This window comes from Paenibacillus sp. 22594, assembly GCF_052044425.1.
GTDB lineage: Bacteria > Bacillota > Bacilli > Paenibacillales > Paenibacillaceae > Paenibacillus_AQ.
The window spans coordinates 1-19,438 of record NZ_JBQENA010000015.1; the positions used below are offsets into that span (position 1 = coordinate 1).

Sequence of the window (19,438 nt, forward strand, 5' to 3'; positions counted from 1 at the left end):
CTACGGGAAATAAATAAAATCTGGAGAGCACAGCGATTGTAGCAACGGTCCGTTCGCGGAGCGTCCGCACCAAGTGCGCAAGTCCATCCAACTCAAAAACAGCGGGGCTGTCTCAAGTAGCTATTTCATGGCTTTTGAGACAGCCCCTGTTTATTTACTTATTTCATGAATGGACGCCGATCTGCAGGTCTTTTTTGGATACGCCGCTTTTGAACGCCGCTTCAGCAACGGCCACGCGGATTCTCTCCACCACCCGCGGGTCAAAGGCATCCGGGATAATATATTCCTCATGAAGATCCGCAGGATCAATAACCGAGGAAATCGCTTCAGCCGCCGCCAGCTTCATCTCATCATTAATGTCAGTAGCTTCACAATCCAGTGCCCCTCTAAAAATACCGGGAAAGCACAGCACGTTGTTAATCTGGTTCGGGTAATCTGAACGGCCCGTCGCCATTACTCTTACATGCGGTGCAGCGATTGCGGGATCAATCTCCGGCGTAGGATTTGCCATGGCGAACACGATGGAATCCTTAGCCATGTTCAGCACATCTTCCAGCTTCAGCACATCCGGTGCAGAAACTCCGACAAAGACGTCCGCACCTTTGATTACATCCGACAGCTGGCCGCTCTCAAGGTTGGGATTCGTAATTTGGGCAAATTCGCTCCAATGTGTGCGGCTATAGGAAACCGTCCGGTTGATGGCACCTTCCCGGTCCACACCGATCAGGTTCACAGCCCCGGCTTGCAGCAGCATTTTAGAAACAGAGATGCCGGCTGCACCTACGCCATTCACCACGATTTTGACATCCTTGATCTGCTTGCCACATACCTTCAGGGCGTTCAGCAGCCCGGCAAGCACAACGATGGCTGTACCGTGCTGGTCATCATGAAATACCGGGATATCCAGTTCATTACGCAGTCTCTTTTCGATTTCAAAACAACGGGGCGAAGAAATATCCTCAAGATTAATGCCTCCGAATGTAGGGGCGAGTGCTTTTACAATCGTAATAATTTCTTCCGTATCTTTCGAATCAAGGCAGATAGGTACAGCATCCACATTGGCGAACTGCTTGAACAGCGCCGCTTTGCCTTCCATAACGGGCATGGCCGCTCTCGGGCCTATATCTCCCAGACCGAGCACTGCGGTTCCATCGGATATCACGGCTACCGTGTTTTTCTTTGTCGTCAATTCATAAGCCTGGGCCTGATCCGCAGCAATCGCCTGACAAACCTTCGCTACACCGGGTGTGTATACCTTCGACAAATCCTCTTTCGTCCGGATCGGATTCTTTAAGGTTGTTTCAAGTTTTCCCCCTTTGTGCAGGAACATGATTTCTTCCAATAATTCCACAATATCTCCCCCCATTAATCCACTGATTCTCCATCCCGTTTTTGAGCCTCTGTATGTATTCCTAATAGTTATCGGCAATACACACCAGATTCGCAAGATAATCGTTCTAATCTATTGCATGGACAGCCTATTTTCATTCAATAAAATGTCATTTGCTCATAGTCCAGATGATCGATAACCTTTCCCAAGACCAGCAACCGCTCCCGGCTCATGGACTGTAAATAACGGACAAAGTGCATTTGCCAATCCATCGGATTTTCATTGTCTATTAACAGAATAGACAACAAATCCTGAGACTCATCACGTAACTCTTCATAGAAAATGATTTTCCCCAAAATCGCCAGCTCCGTATCACCTAACGCATCAAAAAGGGCATCATACTCGTCCCCGTATAAACACTCTGCTTCAAGCATATCAAGAAAGTCATGAAAGGCATGAATACTCGACAGAATCAGCCCGACTTTGTCCGTCTTCTCCCCGGTGGCCAGAATTTCATGGAGCAATCTTCTTAACTCTACATCGCTTATTCTTTCTTCAGCACTGAAGTACATCACACCTGGCTCCATTTTCGTATCCTTTTCGACAATAATGACAGCCTGTAAGCCACCGTAATTCGTGGTATTGACCACTCGCTGAACGAGCGTTTCCCGGCAGCCGTCCATATACTCCTTCAATTGTGGATGAACCATCAATTCTTGCTGGAGCCTTTCCAATGCGCCGGATATGGCTGCCCTGATTTGCCGGTCGGTGAGGCTCATGAGCTGCTCTTCCAACCGCTTGAACTGGTTCCCGGATATTCTGATACTATCGGGTTTTCCATCAGACAACACCGAAAAAACGGCATTATTCAGCACCAGCTCAAAAATATTGAACAGCTCAATCCTGTAGTTGAATCTGCACTCTCTTCCGTAGCAGGCCAGTAAATTCAGTAGCTCCTGCTGATTGAACATCGCACAAAATTCGTTCTCCAGCTTCAACCGCTCCAGGTACTGCCTGATATAGAAAACACCCAGAAGCCGCATGTCATCGGAAGCCAGCGGGTAATCGATACTGGCCATTGAATTGTGGGCATCGAAGAGGATACCGTATTTCCGAAAAAAAACAGGCAAGGATTCATCGATGGTTAAGTTATAGGCGTCGACAGGTACATCCAGCTTATGTGCAGTGATCTCTTGATACAGCTGCTTGGTTTCTTCGAAGCACTGACTAACCTTTTGCACGCCTGTTTCATAGATTTGGCGGACTTCCTTAGTTTGTAAGGATAACATCGCCTGCTCCGGTTCCCCGCAGTCAAGCAACCAGGCATCTGCCGCGTACATAATAGAGGACAGCAGGCTTTCTGCGGTTTCAGTGGTGACTGAGGTACTCTCCCCGCGGGTGTACTTAAGGATCAGCTCCTGCAGAATTTCCATGAATCCTCTCTGAATATGAGCAGCTTCCCGAGTGGTCAGCAGCCCGTTCCGCAAGCCTTCATTCATCAATGAGATCGTATATTGATTCCGTTGAAGCCGGGATTTGCGGATGCTGCCCTGAACGGTCAATTCTTGATGGTTATTCAAATGTTCAGTTCCCATTAGTCATCCTCTCCTTCCAAGAAGGACTCATTCTTCTGCAATTCCACTCTAACTCCTTCGGCATATTCCTCGATTCTGCCCCTGAGCAGGGCCAGTGAGCCTTCACATTCCCCTTCGAACATCTCCTTCATCCTGTGGAGCAGCTTCATATCACTAATTCTGTCTTCAGTATCATTCTTGAGCGCATAAAAAATTTCATGCAGCTCAATGAGCGTATCAGCATAGTTCTCCTGCTGAATGAAGGAAGAAGATGCGAAAGCCTCAATAAGCGCTTTGGTCACTTCGATACTCAACTCCACACGCCCGTAATTGTGGAGAACCTGGTTTCTCACCGTCATTATCCGTTCTGCGTCCTGTGGAGTCAGAATCACTCCGTATGCCTCGGACTTCCTGTTCAATTCCAGGAATTCAGCCACATAATGCTCTTGAATGGATACGTTCAGCGCATGGAACACGACAGGAAAATACATGCGGTTTACCTCCTTTAGATTACATTGATCAAATGCAACATATAAGACATCTTTCTCCCACACGGCACATCCCAGAAAAAATTAAAATAAATAAACACTTGACTTAACTTTAATTATGTGTTATAATATTTATTTTAATTTAGCATTTATATTTTAATCTCTAACTCCGCCTCTGTCAATGGAAGCGGAGCTAGATACATGCCCAAATAACCCCACGGGGTGGGGTTATGGCTTGGAATTCTTATAAAGCCACTTCAAGCGGCAGGTGGATCCAGGGTGACAGCTTCATTTTTTCATGCCAAACCGCCGGTACCTCATTACTTTTCTGTACATGGATTTATCCTTAAGCTGATTGAAGATATAAGGGTCCGGATTCATGTTCACTTCAATAATCCATGGCGTCAGGGACCGGTCCAGACCGACATCCACGCCGATTTGGCGGATACGGGGATAGGTTTTCTGCATATGAGCAGCCATCCGGGTACCCAGTCTATTCAATTCCTCTGTCAGCAGCCCCAGCCGGTGCGAAGTCAAATGAGTGGAGAGCAGAGTTTCAATAGCCATCGGTTTGCCTCCGCTGTGGTAGTTCGTAACAATTTTCTGCGGATGCCCCAGTCTTCCAATGATTCCCGTAGCTTCCCAGACCCCCTTGGGGCTTAGCTGAACCATCACCCGGATATCGAAGCGGCGCCGGTTATGCTTAAGCAGATGAATGCCTTTTTGAATCAAATAACTTCTTCCACCTGTCTTCTTGGCCAGGCTCTTGTGAAAGGCTTCAAAGGTGTCAAAGTGACGGACCTTTTCCTCATATTGGTACGTGAATCCTTGCCGTTCCTCCCGCTCAGCCCGAATGACCCCGTTTCCATAGGTGCCCCGTTCCGGCTTCACATAGATCATTCCGTAGCTGTGAATCATCTGCTCCAGATTTCCTTTGTTAAATTTCCGGGTATCGGGGATAAAAGGCCTGATCGACGCATTGCGGAGCAGCAATTTGGTCTTAATCCATTTGCTTTGTACAGCGTTCACCGGTTTTGTCTTCACTCTTTCACTCTCCTGTCTGAGAGGGGTTCCGCCCTCGCTGAGTTACATAGTCACTGCATTGTATGCAGGATCAGCTCCGGCTGAATGAAGCAAATATCCCTTGCGGGAAGATTAACTTTACAGGGTTCTTTGCCCGGTCATGAAGTGCGTATGCAGCATACATTAGTTCAGACGCCCTAAGTGTCAATACGTGCACGGAGATGAACCTATGTCAGCAATTACAGGTTTAACGACCAGCGGTCCCGCGATTGATGTCCTTATCCCGGCCATTGAAAAGGATCTGGCGACCCTCCCCTATGTCATCGATAGTCTTCGCCGCTGTGTACGGCATCCCATCAGCCATATCTACATTGTCTCGCCGAACAGCAGCAGAATCAGGAATCTATGTGCACGCAAAGGCTGTATTTTTGTCAATGAGACCACCGTTCTTCCCTTTACCAAAAAAGATATTCACTATTCCTCCTCCCGCTGGAACCGCTCCGGCTGGCTGTATCAGCAGCTGTTGAAGATGAACGGCGATCAGATCTGCCGGGAGAACTTTTTCCTGGTCATTGATGCCGACACGGTGTTAATCCGTCCCCACCATTTCCGTTCCGGGGGCAAAAGCATCTTTTACTGCCGCAGCTGGAGCCAGCCGGAATATTTCCGCACGTACCGGAAGCTACTGGGCGTTGCCGCCCCCTCTCCCAAATCCTTTGTCACCCATTACATGCTGTTTGAAAGGGTAAAGCTTGCGGGGTTAAAACGAAAAATCGAAGCCCGGCACGGGGTGTCGTGGCATGCCGCCATTCTACGCAGCATCGACAGGAAGAAACAGTTCGGCTTCTCCGAATTTGAAACCTATGCCAATTATGTTTACAGCGGGGATAGCACCTCAGTGCTGCTTAAGAAGGCCAATAATAAATCTCTGTCAACATCTGCAGCCGCCCTGGGTACCGCGCGGCTGCAAAAACTGGCCCGAACCTACCGCTCGCTTTCCTTCCATCAGCGAAAGGGTTATTCCATTCCAGCCAAGCGCTAAGGAGGCAGACAGCCTTGCATACCATTTTTTTGTGCGGCGGTTCCGGACAGCGTCTATGGCCGCTCTCGGGCAGCATCCGTTCCAAGATGTTTCTGGAGCTGCTTCCTGCTCCGGCTGGAGGTACGGAGTCCATGATCGGGCGGGTATGCCGCCAGCTCGACCAGGCCGGACTGGATCAATCGGCCTTGTTCGTCACGCATAAGGATCAGATGGCTCTGATGCAGCGGCATACCCGTGGTGGATATCCGGTGATTGGTGAGCCCTTTAAACGCGGTACATTCACGGCTGCCGCGCTGGGGGCCCTCTATTTATATTCCTCAGGAACAGCTAAACCGGAAGACACCTTGTGTGTGGCGCCGGCGGATATGTATGCGGATGACGGATTCTTCCGGTTATTTCATTTATTTTCAGATGTTTTGGCTGAATCTAAGGCCGACCTTGTGTTGCTTGGGACAAGGCCCGCCCACCCCTCAGACCAGTATGGCTATATTATCCCGGGAAACGCCGCTGGCATGCGATATTCTCCGGTGATCTCTTTTGCAGAAAAACCGGATACCGCCAAGGCTGAGGAGCTGATCCGGAGAAACGCCTTATGGAACTGTGGAGTTTTTGCTTTTCCGTTACGTTTCATGCTCTCCCATTTGCAGCAGATGGGTCTGCCCGTAGAACTGGCTGCATTTACAGAACAGTATCCCGGATTCCCGGTCCGCAGCTTTGACAAGGAGATTGCTGAGCGCAGCAGCAAAGCCGTCGTACTTCGGCATGAAGGGGAATGGCTGGATCTGGGAAGCTGGGGATCACTCACTGCCCAGCTTGCTGAGCCGGTTGTTGGAGCAGGCGGAATTTGGGGGGAATGCCGGAATACCCACATTGTTAACGAACTGGACATTCCGCTGCATGTAATCGGTGTATCCGGCGTTGTTGCTGTAAGTGGTCCCGAGGGGATCCTGCTTGCGCGAAAAGAGGACGCAAACGGGATAAAAGAAATCATTCAAGACGTTTCCGCTACATCCAGATATGGGGAAACCGAATGGGGAAGCTATACCGTTCTCGACCGGACTTCAAGCGGTGTGCACAAGGTTGTAACGCTGAAATTGTCCCTGCTGCCAGGCCAGACCCTGCCCGAACAGCTCTGCGACCCTTCCAGCAAACGCTGGATGATCTTGTCCGGCGACGGAGCAGTCATTCTGAACGGCTTGACCACTGAAGCACAGTCAGGCGGAATATTTACTATCTCCAGGGGAGACAGCCATGGAATCACAGCTGTTACCGCTATGAAGCTGATTGAGATACGGACACTTGAAGAAGAGGATGATCAGCCGATCTACAGCTCGTAAGTTTGTTTATAACATTAAATCTAACTTTGTTGTGGGGATGAATCACCATTTGAATCGAGCACTTCCTCCATCTTCTTTAACTTTCTGTAGATAACCGATCGGTCCACACCCAGTTTTTTAGCCGCCTCGGTGCCGTTACCCTTACATTCTTTCAGTACTTGTCTGATGTAACGACCCTCTACTACTGCTGTAAAGTCTTTTAGATTCGAGAGGTTATGTTGATTTTTATCTATAAAATGGTCGATTGAAAACCAATCTGCCACATTCTCCTCAGCCTGCGGGTTGAAATCTATGGGTTCCGTAACAACAAGCCTCTCCACATAATTTCTTAACTCTCTTGCATTTCCTTGCCAAGGCTGTACTAACATGTTTTGGAATTCTTCTGCACTTAACTTGAATTTTTTCCCGTACATTTGGTTGAAGTTAGCGATAAAACTTGAGATTAATCCCACAAGGTCTAATTTCCGGTTGCGAAGCGGTGGAATATGAATCGGAATCACATTAATCCGGTAATATAAATCTTCCCGAAACAGGCCTTTTTTCACCAATGCCCATAAATCCCGGTTCGTCGCCGAGATGATTCGGCAATTGATGGGAATATTACTAATCCCGCCGACTCTTCTCACTTCATTGTTCTCCAGAACACGCAACAATTTGACTTGCATATCCAAGGGCATTTCAGCAATTTCATCCAGAAAAAGAACCCCGTCATTGGCAATTTCGATCATGCCCTTTTTCTCTTCAGTCTGGCCTGCAAAAGCACCCTTTTCATAGCCAAATAATTCATACTCAAATACAGCAGAAGGAATGGCCGCACAGTTAATGGCAATAAAGGGCCCCTTCCACTTTTCACTTTTCCGGTGGATATATTTCGCTATGACCTCTTTACCCGTTCCGGATTCACCATAAATTAATACTTTACTGTCGTAAGAGGCAATTTGATTGCAGACTTTAATAATTTGCTTCATGGCTAAGCTCTCAGCAATAATTCCTGTCGTTTTTCCCGCAGCTGATGTTTCTTCTAATTTCTTTCTAATTTGGAGGGCTGCAAGGGCATTTGCTTCTAAATTTATATTTTCCTTCTTAAATTCATTGGAAGAGGTCACTACAAGCTGTACTTCACCATCCTTGTCCAGAATAGGAATAGCTGTAGAAAATACATGAAACCCTCTGGCTGTGTTCACATTCCGCGACACTTTTTGTTTCGTTTGAATGGCTTCCATCGTAATGGATGGATTATAAAAGCCTGCCTTCACCAAATCCTGAACATTGGCTTTGAGCAGCTCTTCCAGCGGAACCCCAATGGTCAACGCCGTAAATTCATTTGAAATTAATATATTTCCATTGGCATCAGTGACAAATAAAGTAGAGGGTAATTCCTGATTCATTTCGTCTACAGGACGTTTAGCTGTCTTTTTGTTTTTTTTAGTCATAGTTATCAGTCCCATATAGTTATATTAAATGCTCACTCCATTATAAAATACCGCTTTCATTTATGATACCGCTTAGAAAAAAAGCCAAGTGGTATCATCATGTACAGATACCACTCAGCTTCTATTATACAGAAATTAATTATGCGCCAATAACAGATATTTTACTCAGGTTCTGCAGAACGCCTTGAGCTTCTTCAAACATCGTGGTAATCATTTCTTCAACCGTTGTAATTTCATTACACATCCCGCAGATTTGTCCGGCCATTACTGAACCATGTTCAGTATCGCCTTCAAACACCGCTTTACGCAAAGATCCCAAGCTTAATTTCTCTAACTCTTCACGGGAAGCATTTTCGTTTTCAAGTTTAAGAAATTCCGCAATCATACTATTTTTGATACTTCTTACAGGCCCGCCTAAACTGCGTCCAGTAACCGTTGTGCTGGTATCATCTGCTGCAATTACGGCTTGCTTGAAGTTCTCGTGGGTAGGGCATTCAACGGTAGCCAAGAATCGGGTACCCACTTGAACTCCCTGAGCTCCCAGAGCAAAGGCTGCTGCGACTCCACGGCCATCCGCAATCCCTCCGGCGCCGATAACCGGAATGGAAACCGCACTAACCACTTGAGGAAGCAGGGCCATCGTCGTTGTTTCACCTACATGTCCGCCAGCTTCAGTCCCCTCAGCTACAATTGCGTCCACCCCTAAGGCTTCCATCTTCTTAGCGATTTTTACAGATGGCACTACTGGAATAACGATAATTCCATTTTCTTTAAAGGTTTTCATGTATGGGGCAGGAGTGCCTGCGCCTGTGGTAACAATTTTCACGCCTTCTTCAATAATGACTTCAATCAGTTCCGGGATATTGTTCATCATTAACATCAAGTTAACAGCAAAGGGTTTGTTCGTACTTGCTTTGGCCTTTCGGATCTCTTCACGAAGTCGTTCCGCTGTAAATCCGCCTGAGCCGATGACGCCGAGTCCTCCCGCATTCGAAACAGCGCCTACTAGAGGAGAGACGGCAATTTGAGCCATACCTCCTTGGAATATTGGATATTTAATCCCTAATAATTTGGTAATAGACATTTTTGAAATCCTCCATTTTTTTTAATGTAAACCTATTGAAGAGTACTATGCTGCCTTTGTTGACTCCTGTTTGGGTTGTTGTTTTTCCATTGCTTTGAAAACAAAGGTTAAGGCAAAACCAACCAAGGAGATCACCAAAGCGATGTAAAAAGCATTCGTGAACATTCCATCGTTCGCTGCTGCAACCTTATTGGCAATTCTCGGTCCGAAGAACGCAGCTCCTGAATAACCGATAAATGTTACACCATAGTTGACGCCGTAGTATTTCATACCAAATTTCTCACCAACAATAGACGGGAAGATCCCCATCGTTCCTCCAAAGCATAAGCCAATTCCTACGATTGCTATTCCAAATCCGACTACTGAGTTAGATAAAGCTATGGTCAACATCATGCCGGCAATGACCAGATAGATCATGAGCAGACATTTTACACGTCCGATTTTGTCTGACACAGCCCCCCAGAAAATACGGCCCATGCAGTTACTGAAAGCGTATAAACTTACATATAGAGCTGCGGCTGCGGCTGAAAGACCAAACATTTTCTGGCCGATTACGGAAGCATTAGCGGTTACCATCATTCCTGACAATGCACCGATCAGGAATAGGCAGGCGATTACATAAAATATCGGCTTCTTGATCATTTCGTACCATGGGATATTAACCCCGCCCTTAGAAGTTCCAGCAGCTGGAGGCGTCCAACCCTGAGGGATATAACCGACTGGGGTTGGTTTAACCAATAGACCCAGGCTTAAAATAAGAGCTAAAAAGGCAATACCGAGCGTAATGAGTGCAGACTGGACACCATTGCTGGAAATTAACGCATTCGCTATGGGAGCAATAACGATGGTTCCACCGCCATATCCCGCTGTTACAATCCCTGTAGCCAGCCCTCTTTTATCCGGGAATAGCTTAACTGTGTTACCAATGGTAGCGGAATACACAATCCCCTGGCCCACTCCGGTAATTACTCCATAGGTGATGTACAGCATCCATGGTGCGGTTGCCAAACCGGATAGAATAAATCCAAGCCCAAACATAGCACCGCCAATGAATATAGCTTTTTTGGCTCCCCCCTTGTCCACCAATTTCCCGCCTAAAATCATTGGAATTGGAGCGATTGCCGCGTTAATGGTAAATGCCAACATAATATCCGGCATTGTAACATCGAATACTTTGGTTAAAGGCAATGCAAAAATACTAAACGCGTACACTGCACCCACACAGATATTAATGATCACCGACGCGATCAAGATCCTCCACCGATTCAACACTACGTTCATATCATCTTCCCTCTCTATTGTATATTTTAGTTTTTCTCGTTAATAATAGACTTCAGTTTTCCCCAGTGTTCCTCGAACATGGCAGAGTCCATTTCTTTGAGGTTTGGCGAGATATTCGGTTCAAATTCCATTTGGTCTAAAATATGCGTTTGAAGGTCAATCCCTGGTGCGATCTCAGTTAACGTAACTTTTCCGTCCAGCAGTTCGAACACTGCCCGTTCAGTCACGTAAACAACCGGTTGTTGTACTTTCGCGGCATATGAACCACTAAATGTGATTTGTTGCACCTTTTTAATAAACTTCTTTGCTTTTCCTTCTTGAACAATTTGCAGTTTTCCATTCTCCACTTTGATCTCAAGACCACCTGCGGTAAATGTACCGGCAAAAACAAGTTTTTTGGCTGCTTGAGAAATGTTGATAAACCCACCGCATCCAGCAACACGAGTTCCAAATTTGCTGACATTCACATTGCCAAATTCGTCTGTCTGAGCTAGGCCAAGCACGGATAGATCAATCCCGCCGCCATCATAAAAATCAAACTGTGCATCATGATCTACAATGGCCTCGGAGTTAAAGGCATGTCCAAAGTCCTTCAGACTGGCAGGCACACCGCCAATGGATCCTGCCTCTGTGGTTAGAATAAGCTGGTCACTTACTCCTTCTTCTGCAGCTATGGTTGCAACATTAACCGGAATCCCTACGCCAAGGTTCAAGATCGTGTTCGGTACAAGTTCAACTGCAGTCCGTCGGGAAATGATTTTACGCTCATCTAAAGGTATGGTATCTATGTTCTCAATAGGTACCTTTACATGACCGGAGAATGCCGGATTATAATAGGTGTTTTCAGTCTGGAAGTGATTTTCCGGTTTAGAAACCACAATATAATCCACTAAAATCCCCGGCACCTTTACATCTTTCGGATTCAGTGTGCCATTCTTGGCAACCGTCTCCACTTGAGCGATGACGATGCCTCCGGAGTTCCGCACAGCCTGTGCAATGGGAAGAACCTCCATATGAAGACCTTCCTTTTCAAGCGTTAAGTTCCCCTTTTCATCAGCCACGGTTCCGCGGATCAATCCAACCTGAATCGGAAAAGATTTATAGAATAACCACTCTTCACCTTCGAGTTCAATGACCTTTACAATGTCTTCCTTTGTAGATGGAGACATTTTTCCGCCCTCAACCCGGGGATCCACAAACGTCTCCATACCCACTTTAGTAATGACCCCTGGACGTTTACCTGCAATTTCACGATACAGCTGAGTGATTACGCCTTGGGGCAAATTGTATGCCTCACATTTGTCTTCTTCGATGAGCTTTGCCATGCCAGGGGAAGCGATTGCAATCCCGCCGATCCAGCGTTTAATTAACCCCTCATGACCCAGGTGGGACATTCCTTTATCACGGCGGTTGCCTACTGCACTAGCATGCATCACCGTCAAGTTCTTCGGATGTCCGGTTTGCAAGAACCGCTCTTCAATCGCAATACCCATTTCTTCTGCCCAACAGGATAATCCAAAACCGCTTGCTGCAACTGTACTTCCATCTTGAATCAGCTCTGCAGCTTTTGCGGCTGAAATTACTTTTGTCATTTCCCCACTCCCTCTTTCGTGAACATTTTCACATTCATAACGAAGTCAATAAATCTGTAGTATGCCTAAGGTCAAAAGTGATTGTGAAACATTTCACACCGTCATAGTATTACAGAAAATATATAGGGTCAAGGCTCCCAAAATAGCTTAAAATCGAGCCATTTTTCTGTAGATAAATTGCGACTCCCCTTGTTGAAAGCAACCTTATGAGGAGCATTCCCCCCCTAATAATGTCTACCCCAGGCAGTATAGACAGGTAATATGAATCCCGCTTTTCCCGCTATCGCTTTCAGCAACAGTCGCAAAATAGCAACACCCGAACATCCTATATTGGGCAGAGATAAAAATAACCGGGGAAGTGATCCTTCACGTTCAATAAATCTTACAGATCCCGCCAGAATGAACACAGTTTTTTTAATAAATCTAACAATAAAAAATAAAATATTTTTCTTATTCTGCTGATTTTGCATTTTCACAACAGCTGATCACACTAATAAATTCCTTTATTGTCCATTTGGTCCATGGTTCACAACACATTGGGGATCATCAAAAATAACGTTTGTAGTGTTAAAACACAAAGATATAATTAATTTAACGGCGCCGTAATAAACCGAATAGGAGTTTTACTCATGGAGTTATTTACAGTTAATTCAATTGGAAAAGTTTGCGTAGATAAAAAGGGAACTCGATTAGAACTGGATAAAGAATATATCCCGGCTCTTACCAATCTTGAGGGATTCAGCTATATCAATATTCTCTGGTGGTTTGATCAATGTGACCATTCAGACTCTCGCTCAAAACTAATTGAAAAAAGCCCATACAAAGACTCACCGGAGATGTTGGGAACATTTGCAACACGCTCTCCAGAACGACCAAACCCTATTGCACTAACTTGCGCTAATATTACGTACATTGAGGCAGAAAATGGTGTTATCGGGTTAACCTATATTGATGCCGAGCATGGAACCCCCATTTTGGATATTAAGCCCTACACACCAAGTCTTGACCGGGTAGAAAATCCTTCTATGCCTCAGTGGTGTGCTAGCTGGCCAAAAAACGTGGAGACTTCAGGAGATTATGACTGGAGTAAAGTCTTTAACTTCTAGCAATAAAAAGGTCTGGGCTATTTGATACTTACCTTTATGAATGCATTTCAGATACATCTCTCATCATGCAAAAAAACGGGGGCGTCCCAAAAGCCATGAATGGCTTCTTGGGACGCCCCTTGGTTTTGATTAGGATGTATGTTTTCGCTTGGGTGGACACTCCGCGAACGGACCGTGGTTTAAGCGGGAAATGGAAGTGCGGCCAACCATTTCAAAAGGAGAGGTTTCACATGACTCAGGCGCTGGAGTCGCAACTTCTTGAAAAGCCCAAGGACAAAACGCTGAAAAAGGCCGTCCGGAAGCTTCCCAAGGATTTTACTGCCACGGCTGCTGAAGTATGAGCAATATCGACACCTGCTTGGGGAGCGAAACAGCTTCAGAAAGACAGACCCTCCCCTACACAAGCTCGCTCCCAATCCCTTTTTCCCTTGCAATCTTTGCGTAGTACACCGCTGTAGCGATATCGAAGACAGCCATCCCCATCGGGCAGAAAAGAATCGGCTCATCTGCGGCGAAATCCGCAAAGCAGCGGCGGCTGACGACATCGGTAATCGTTCGCGTACCTTCACAAGTCAGCCCCTGCTCCAGATGGAGCCGCTCAATGTCGGTATTCTCACGGCACACTTCATCCCAATCGTCGACGATGATGGCTTTCACTGAAGCTAACGCCTCCGGCTTATAATCACGCAGTGAAACATTCAGCAAAAGACTACCTTTTGCAGGGGGAAGATCAATATACCGATGGTTGGATACGGTACAAGTGATGAAGATATTGGAATGCCGGTAGACGTCCGCCCAAGTCCTTGCTACTTCCATCCTGTCCCTATATATAGGCGGGATTCCTGACAAATCTGCTCCCCTTATGTCAAAGATACGGATAGATTCGATCCGGTCTCCATACAATGCTGCAGCCATTTGAAAATGATACTGTCCAATCGGCCCCCAGCCGATAATACCGAGATGAATTCGGTCCAGCGGGCGTGCCTCCATAAAATAACGAATCATCAGCCCGCTGATGGAGGCCGTTCTTACAATGCTGGGGATCGGCGAGTTGAGGATGGCTGAGGGTTCGCCCGTAGCGGGATTATTGATTACGATAATGCTATGCGCGCGGGGAAGACCAGCCTTTATATTATCCGGGAAGCTGGAGATCCACTTGATCCCTGCTGCATTCACCTCTCCCCCGGCGTATGCGGGCATGGCAATAATGCGGTTCCGGGGATTGTTATACCTTAGATAAGGCTTTACCGGCTGGGCGTAATCACCTGAATCCATAATACGCACAGCAGACTCTACCGACTCCACAAGGGCAGGCCAATCCAGGCCAACTTCCCGAAGGTCCCTGTCGTTTAAGTACAGCATGCCGCTTCCTCCTCATATCCTTTCTTATATTCCAAGGTCGGTTCTGTCTACAGCTGAATGATCCAGGCTGAATTGGCTCTGAATCCAGGCGTCTGAATATACAGTATCGAGGTAACGTTCTCCCTTGTCATGCAGAATGACCCCACAAACCGATCCCGGTGTCAATTCCGGCTCCATCTTCTTAACGGCTGCAATAATTCCCCCGGAGGATGCGCCAGCCAGAACCGATTCACTTCGGGCGAGTGCCCGGCAGCCTTTGACAATATCCGAGTCCGAGACATGGATGATACGGTCGATCAGATCGGTTCTGCAGAAGGGCGGTACGATCCCGGCACCTAGTCCCGGGAACCGCCTTTCCCCCTTATTTCCGCCAAAAATAATGCTCCCCTCTGCGTCAACAGCCACGATCTTAGTCTTAAGCCCATGATCCCTTGCGTATTCCGCAAGGCCCCGAATCGTGCCGCAGGTACTGACGCTGCAGAACAAATAATCCACCCGCCCAAGCTCAGCCACAATTTCTTTCATGGTCGTATGGTAGTGGGAGAGATAATTATGGGGATTTGCATACTGATTCGGCCAGTAACTGCCTGGTATTTCTGCCAGCAGCTGCTGCACACGGTTCAGCCTGGCGGGCAAAAACTCGCCTGTTTCGGGGTCGGGACCCGGGACCAGGTCTATTTTTGCGTCCAATGCCTTCAGGATTTGCAGATTCGTGTCTGTTGTTCTGGGGTCGACCACACTGATAAAACGCATCCCCAAAACCTTGCAAATCATCGCCAGGCTGATCGCCATATTTCCCGAGCTCGATTCAATGATGGAAGTTCCCGGCCCAATAATCCCTTCCTTCCAGGCTTCCCGGATCATCCGCAGAGCCGGACGGTCTTTCGCACTTCCTCCGGGGTTCAGCAGCTCCATTTTCGCGTAAACCTCAAATCCGCTTTTCTGGAACAAGTGATTCAGCTTGATTAATGGTGTGTTTCCGATCGCCGACAAAATGCCGCCATTCAGGTATATATCAGGTCTGCTATTATCTTTGTCTTTCTGGTAATACAGTTTTTTGTTCTTCACCTGCCCGCGCTCCAGTGGCTCCTCCGCAGCTACGATAATGACCTCAATCGCATCAAGCAGATGGTTACGAATCATCCTGCCGATTTCGGGAATGCACTCCCCGATTTCCTCCCGGATGGCCGGAATAGCGCAGTTTTCCGCAGATTTGCTCTGAATATATACAGTCAGCGCATTGTCCTCTACGCTAACGCGGATGATCGCATCCTCAAGATGACGGTATACAACCCGTTCAATATCGTACAGGCTGATTTTTTCCCCGTGCTTCAATTCCCGGCCAACCCGTTTGACAATAGACGCAAAGCTTTGCTTCTCTACACCGCCTACCATCACAGGCCTGAAGTCTCTTACAACGTCATAGGTAACAAAACGGATGGCAGGCAGCATCTTACGTACGCTTGAGGTAAGTACCAGGATACTCTCGTCATCAGCCAGCGGTCTCCATTCCTCGCCTAACTCCTGTGTCCCGATCCCTTCCGCATAAATGCCGTCGGCAAGAATATACCGGCCAAGATCATGAGAGTAATAAGCAATCGTCCCGATTTCAATGGAGCCGTACGTATCAATGATGTCACGCGGCTCCAGACCGAACAGGCGGGCCATGTTACACTGCCACTCAGGTGTGGCGATTTCTCCGACCAGAATGATCTTGCGGATTCCGAAGGCAAGCGGATTGTCCGTAGCATATACGATATGGTCGAGGATAGACGGCATCGTATACAGCAGGTCCGGCTGGAAAGCCCCAAGCTGTTCAATATGCTGCTGAATCGGCAGTTCAAAGGGGATTGCTCTATTTTCCAGGCCCAGCCGTTCAAATATGGTTAGCGCAGTGTTCGCTGCATGTCCGGTACCCATGTCTGCCAAAGCTCTTGTGCATCCGCTTCCTGCGATAAGCTCACCGAACAGCTTTGTTTTTATATCTATATAGTGCTGGTCATCTTCCTCGGAGTAGAGAATTGCCTTCCGGTGTCCAGTGCTTGTACCCGATGTCCTGTAAACGGCAAGAGTAGGATCGGCTGGCTCTGTATAATAATAGGTTTCAAGAATTTCCGACGTCAGCAGCGGAAGCTTCTTGAGGCTATAATTCGTTTGCACACCACCGATCAGCCCCTTGTACCAAGGAAATACCCCGATAACCTCAAGCACCTTATCCTGTAAATTGTCCAGCAGCATCTTCGCCGCCTCCCGCTCTGCTGCAACCTGCAGCCTCTTTAGATACACATCTTCAATAATCATATGTAGCACGCTCGGGGTGTGTTCTTTTATCGTCTGCTGCCCAATCAAAAGTTCAACGATTCCCGTAAGATGGCCTATAGGCTTATTGCGACGGAGGGACGTAATGAAGGAACAAATCACACGTATATCCAACAAGCTGACGAAGACTAAGGTACTGGCTGGAAGCCAAGAGTTAAGGATGCATATTCCGGTAACGAGAAAAATGAAGCCAAGCGTGCTAAAAGAGATGCTGCAAAAATATCACATGGTGTACATTAAGCCATGCTGCGGTTCATTGGGGCAGGGCGTGATTCGGGTAGACAAATTTCCGGTCAATCGCTTGAAAAGCAACAGCGGAAGAGATCATGACCCGAGGCAAAAGATGTCCTACCGCTATCAGGCCGGTACGCAAGTGCATAGATTCTCCGATTACGACACCGCCTATCGCGCAATCTATAGGGAAACCAAGGAGAAATCCTATTTAGTACAAAAGGGAATCCGGCTGCTTACCTATGATGGCCGGCCCTTCGATATCCGGGTGATGGTGCAGCGTAATCTTAAGAGGGAGTGGGAGGCTACGGGGATTGCAGGACGTGTGGCGCATCCTCACAAGGTGGTGACCAACGGCAGTCAAGGAGGGACCATCTATCCGGTTGAGGTGTTGTTGAACGCCTACACAAACCTAGAAAAGCGTGCAGCATTGATCGCGGCAATGAAGGAGATTGGAGTAAAGTCCGCCCGTCAGTTAAGCACTGCCTTCCCCGGCCTTCAGGAAATCGGTGCAGATATTGCCTTGGACCGGCATCTGAAGCCCTGGATCCTGGAAGTGAATACAGCCCCCGATCCCTGCCCGTTCACCAAGCTGCAGGACCATAGTATGATCAACCGAATCGTTAGATATGGCAAGGCCTATGGACGGACTTACAATCTGAAATGTATGAAGGCAAAGCAGGGCGTGGTGTGACTCGAGCGGAGAGGCAGGGGATGGCTTTTCAGATTAATATGAAGAAATAGAGATTGGAACAACCAATAGACCGCCCCGGGGGAGCAGTCTATTGGTTACGTTAGAATCCCTATCGCGAAAGAACCGTACACGGGCTCTTCTGTATACAACCTTATACACATCGCAATATTATGCCTCTTGTGCAACATGTGAGTGATCCGGTGCTTTTTGGTTCATAATCGGCACCATGACCAGTGCACCAAGAAAAAATAATAATCCTGCCCCGCTATAGATCGTACCTAGCGAAAAGGCATCCTTTAACGCGCCAGCGAAAGACATGGAAATGACCATCATGCCTACGAACATCGGATTCAGAACCCCATTTACCCGGCCGACAATGGAGCTATGTGACCATTTCAGGATCATTGTGCTGATCCCGATATGAATGCAAGGGAACACAAGCCCATTCAGGAATTGAACGGTCAGCGTGAGCGGAACACTAGTCGAATATCCGACAATGACAGTGCAAATTGCGCCTGCCAGCATACCTATTGCCAGCAGAAGCTGCGGCGGAACCCGTTTCGCGAAGACGGCTACGATCCCGCCACCGATCAGCATGGCTGCGCCATTCACCATCAGCAGATATTGCAGGAACTCCTTACTTTTGCCCAGCCGCTCCGTTACGATAAACAAGTTGAGCGCTTGGGCAACCCCAACTGCGAGTCCGGCGAGAATAAACGCGAGTCCGAGCATGCGCAGCACTTTACTGTGCCAGACATAGCGGAAGCCTTCATTGAAATCCTTACGGAATTGCCCTTTTCCAGCGGCCGTTTGAGGTTTCAAATGATCCTCAGGCAGGCGAATAAGGACGAGTGCGGACAGCAGAAAGACCACGCCCATTATAGCAATCGACGTTTCAAGGCCAAACGTGCTGTACACGAAGGTGCCGAGCATAGGGCCGAGCACCATGAAGATAGCCATGAGCGATTGGAATAGCGCCATCCCTTGCTGCAACTGTTCTTCCGGTACATGATACTTAAACAATCGCATGCTTGAGGGCTGTGAGAACTGCGATAGAATCGCTGAGATGAATGCTACAAGATAGACAGAATGCCATGAACCGAAATGTATGGTCAAAAGTACAGCGAATACAGATACCGCAGATAATAAATCGCACCAGATCATCGTTTTCTTCGGCTTCCAGCGGTCTGCAAAGGTACCTCCGATGAACGAAAAAACAAAAATAGGTGCGAACTCTGCTACGCTGATCAGTGAAATGGCGTAGGGATCATTGTTTGTTTTTTCCGCAACATACAGGAGAATAGCGAAATTACGGACCCAAATGCCGATCTGCAGCAGCACGCTTGATAATAGAATGGTCTGCAGGAACCGATTGCGAAGCAGGCTTGGTGCATTGTTTTTTTCATGCCTATTCAATCTTATTCAACCTCCAATTGTTTACAAAGATGCCCATTTGATTAAATGGTATAACTCCCTTTTCACTAGTCTCACCTTTTCATTTAATCTAAATCATACTTGTCAATTATAATATACTTAAATACT

16 protein-coding genes and 1 pseudogene are annotated in these 19,438 nt (G+C 47.4%); 5 read left to right on the top strand and 12 right to left on the bottom strand.

Going from position 1 to position 19,438, the window contains the following annotated elements:
- Positions 1 to 163 precede the first annotated feature (163 nt).
- From ACTJKB_RS28730 to ACTJKB_RS28745, 4 genes are all read right to left on the bottom strand, one after another.
- A complete protein-coding gene (locus ACTJKB_RS28730) occupies positions 164 to 1,366 on the bottom strand; it encodes an NAD(P)-dependent malic enzyme (protein ID WP_440837713.1) in 1,203 nt (400 codons plus the stop codon).
- A 122-nt stretch (positions 1,367 to 1,488) separates the two neighbouring features.
- Positions 1,489 to 2,925, bottom strand: coding sequence for a DUF6179 domain-containing protein (locus ACTJKB_RS28735; protein WP_440837714.1), 1,437 nt, complete (start codon positions 2,923 to 2,925; stop codon positions 1,489 to 1,491).
- The gene (locus tag ACTJKB_RS28740; RefSeq protein ID WP_440837715.1) at positions 2,925 to 3,395 is read right to left on the bottom strand and encodes a DUF6323 family protein; all 471 of its coding nucleotides are present in this window, start codon (positions 3,393 to 3,395) and stop codon (positions 2,925 to 2,927) included. Before ACTJKB_RS28740 ends, ACTJKB_RS28735 begins: the two co-directional genes overlap by 1 nt.
- A 285-nt stretch (positions 3,396 to 3,680) precedes the next feature.
- Positions 3,681 to 4,436: a YheC/YheD family protein gene (locus ACTJKB_RS28745; RefSeq protein WP_440837716.1), complete on the bottom strand. Its 756-nt coding sequence runs from the start codon at positions 4,434 to 4,436 to the stop codon at positions 3,681 to 3,683.
- Positions 4,437 to 4,644: 208 nt separating this feature from the next.
- On the opposite strand from ACTJKB_RS28745, the gene ACTJKB_RS28750 reads away from it, so the two are divergent.
- Entirely contained in the window at positions 4,645 to 5,457 is an 813-nt protein-coding gene (locus ACTJKB_RS28750; RefSeq protein WP_440837717.1) for a DUF6492 family protein, read from the top strand.
- A gap of 14 nt (positions 5,458 to 5,471) precedes the next feature.
- The gene (locus ACTJKB_RS28755; RefSeq protein ID WP_440837718.1) at positions 5,472 to 6,794 is read left to right on the top strand and encodes a sugar phosphate nucleotidyltransferase; all 1,323 of its coding nucleotides are present in this window, start codon (positions 5,472 to 5,474) and stop codon (positions 6,792 to 6,794) included.
- A gap of 20 nt (positions 6,795 to 6,814) precedes the next feature.
- Here the strand turns inward: ACTJKB_RS28755 and ACTJKB_RS28760 are convergent, their stop codons facing one another.
- From ACTJKB_RS28760 to ACTJKB_RS28780, 5 genes are all read right to left on the bottom strand, one after another.
- Entirely contained in the window at positions 6,815 to 8,227 is a 1,413-nt protein-coding gene (locus ACTJKB_RS28760; protein ID WP_440837719.1) for a sigma-54 interaction domain-containing protein, read from the bottom strand.
- Positions 8,228 to 8,366: 139 nt separating this feature from the next.
- Complete coding sequence (locus tag ACTJKB_RS28765; protein ID WP_440837720.1) at positions 8,367 to 9,311, bottom strand: DUF561 domain-containing protein; 945 nt, start codon at positions 9,309 to 9,311, stop codon at positions 8,367 to 8,369.
- Between the two features lie 45 nt (positions 9,312 to 9,356).
- A complete protein-coding gene (locus ACTJKB_RS28770) occupies positions 9,357 to 10,592 on the bottom strand; it encodes an L-lactate MFS transporter (protein ID WP_440837721.1) in 1,236 nt (411 codons plus the stop codon).
- A gap of 26 nt (positions 10,593 to 10,618) precedes the next feature.
- Positions 10,619 to 12,184 (bottom strand): acyl CoA:acetate/3-ketoacid CoA transferase, encoded by a 1,566-nt coding sequence (locus ACTJKB_RS28775; protein WP_440837722.1) that lies wholly within the window; start codon positions 12,182 to 12,184, stop codon positions 10,619 to 10,621.
- A gap of 224 nt (positions 12,185 to 12,408) precedes the next feature.
- On the bottom strand, positions 12,409 to 12,660 hold the full coding sequence (locus tag ACTJKB_RS28780) for a hypothetical protein (RefSeq protein ID WP_440837723.1): 252 nt from the start codon (positions 12,658 to 12,660) through the stop codon (positions 12,409 to 12,411).
- Positions 12,661 to 12,813: 153 nt separating this feature from the next.
- Here ACTJKB_RS28780 and ACTJKB_RS28785 point away from each other — a divergent pair, with 153 nt between their 5' ends.
- Together ACTJKB_RS28785 and ACTJKB_RS28790 are read left to right on the top strand one after the other, a co-directional pair.
- Positions 12,814 to 13,290, top strand: coding sequence for an SAM-dependent methyltransferase (locus tag ACTJKB_RS28785; RefSeq protein WP_440837724.1), 477 nt, complete (start codon positions 12,814 to 12,816; stop codon positions 13,288 to 13,290).
- A gap of 227 nt (positions 13,291 to 13,517) precedes the next feature.
- A pseudogene (locus ACTJKB_RS28790) lies at positions 13,518 to 13,683 on the top strand (IS1182 family transposase); the annotation flags it as partial.
- A gap of 3 nt (positions 13,684 to 13,686) precedes the next feature.
- Here the strand turns inward: ACTJKB_RS28790 and ACTJKB_RS28795 are convergent.
- Both ACTJKB_RS28795 and sbnA read right to left on the bottom strand, forming a co-directional pair.
- Positions 13,687 to 14,652 (bottom strand): 2,3-diaminopropionate biosynthesis protein SbnB, encoded by a 966-nt coding sequence (locus ACTJKB_RS28795; RefSeq protein ID WP_440837725.1) that lies wholly within the window; start codon positions 14,650 to 14,652, stop codon positions 13,687 to 13,689.
- 24 nt (positions 14,653 to 14,676) lie between these two features.
- Entirely contained in the window at positions 14,677 to 16,953 is a 2,277-nt protein-coding gene (gene sbnA, locus ACTJKB_RS28800) for a 2,3-diaminopropionate biosynthesis protein SbnA (RefSeq protein WP_440837726.1), read from the bottom strand.
- A 103-nt stretch (positions 16,954 to 17,056) separates the two neighbouring features.
- On the opposite strand from sbnA, the gene ACTJKB_RS28805 reads away from it, so the two are divergent.
- Positions 17,057 to 17,896, top strand: coding sequence for a YheC/YheD family protein (locus ACTJKB_RS28805; RefSeq protein WP_440837727.1), 840 nt, complete (start codon positions 17,057 to 17,059; stop codon positions 17,894 to 17,896).
- A 168-nt stretch (positions 17,897 to 18,064) separates the two neighbouring features.
- Here ACTJKB_RS28805 and ACTJKB_RS28810 read toward each other — a convergent pair whose 3' ends face one another.
- Positions 18,065 to 19,312, bottom strand: coding sequence for an MFS transporter (locus ACTJKB_RS28810; RefSeq protein WP_440837728.1), 1,248 nt, complete (start codon positions 19,310 to 19,312; stop codon positions 18,065 to 18,067).
- Positions 19,313 to 19,438 lie beyond the last annotated feature (126 nt).

Coding starts and splice junctions, on each gene's coding strand:
- ACTJKB_RS28740 (WP_440837715.1), bottom strand. CDS start 3,395: ATGTATTTTCCTGTCGTGTTCCATGCGCTGAACGTATCCATTCAAGAG.
- ACTJKB_RS28805 (WP_440837727.1), top strand. CDS start 17,057: ATGAAGGAACAAATCACACGTATATCCAACAAGCTGACGAAGACTAAG.
- ACTJKB_RS28735 (WP_440837714.1), bottom strand. CDS start 2,925: ATGGGAACTGAACATTTGAATAACCATCAAGAATTGACCGTTCAGGGC.
- sbnA (WP_440837726.1), bottom strand. CDS start 16,953: ATGATTATTGAAGATGTGTATCTAAAGAGGCTGCAGGTTGCAGCAGAG.
- ACTJKB_RS28770 (WP_440837721.1), bottom strand. CDS start 10,592: ATGAACGTAGTGTTGAATCGGTGGAGGATCTTGATCGCGTCGGTGATC.
- ACTJKB_RS28730 (WP_440837713.1), bottom strand. CDS start 1,366: ATGGGGGGAGATATTGTGGAATTATTGGAAGAAATCATGTTCCTGCAC.
- ACTJKB_RS28795 (WP_440837725.1), bottom strand. CDS start 14,652: ATGCTGTACTTAAACGACAGGGACCTTCGGGAAGTTGGCCTGGATTGG.
- ACTJKB_RS28750 (WP_440837717.1), top strand. CDS start 4,645: ATGTCAGCAATTACAGGTTTAACGACCAGCGGTCCCGCGATTGATGTC.
- ACTJKB_RS28775 (WP_440837722.1), bottom strand. CDS start 12,184: ATGACAAAAGTAATTTCAGCCGCAAAAGCTGCAGAGCTGATTCAAGAT.
- ACTJKB_RS28765 (WP_440837720.1), bottom strand. CDS start 9,311: ATGTCTATTACCAAATTATTAGGGATTAAATATCCAATATTCCAAGGA.
- ACTJKB_RS28785 (WP_440837724.1), top strand. CDS start 12,814: ATGGAGTTATTTACAGTTAATTCAATTGGAAAAGTTTGCGTAGATAAA.
- ACTJKB_RS28760 (WP_440837719.1), bottom strand. CDS start 8,227: ATGACTAAAAAAAACAAAAAGACAGCTAAACGTCCTGTAGACGAAATG.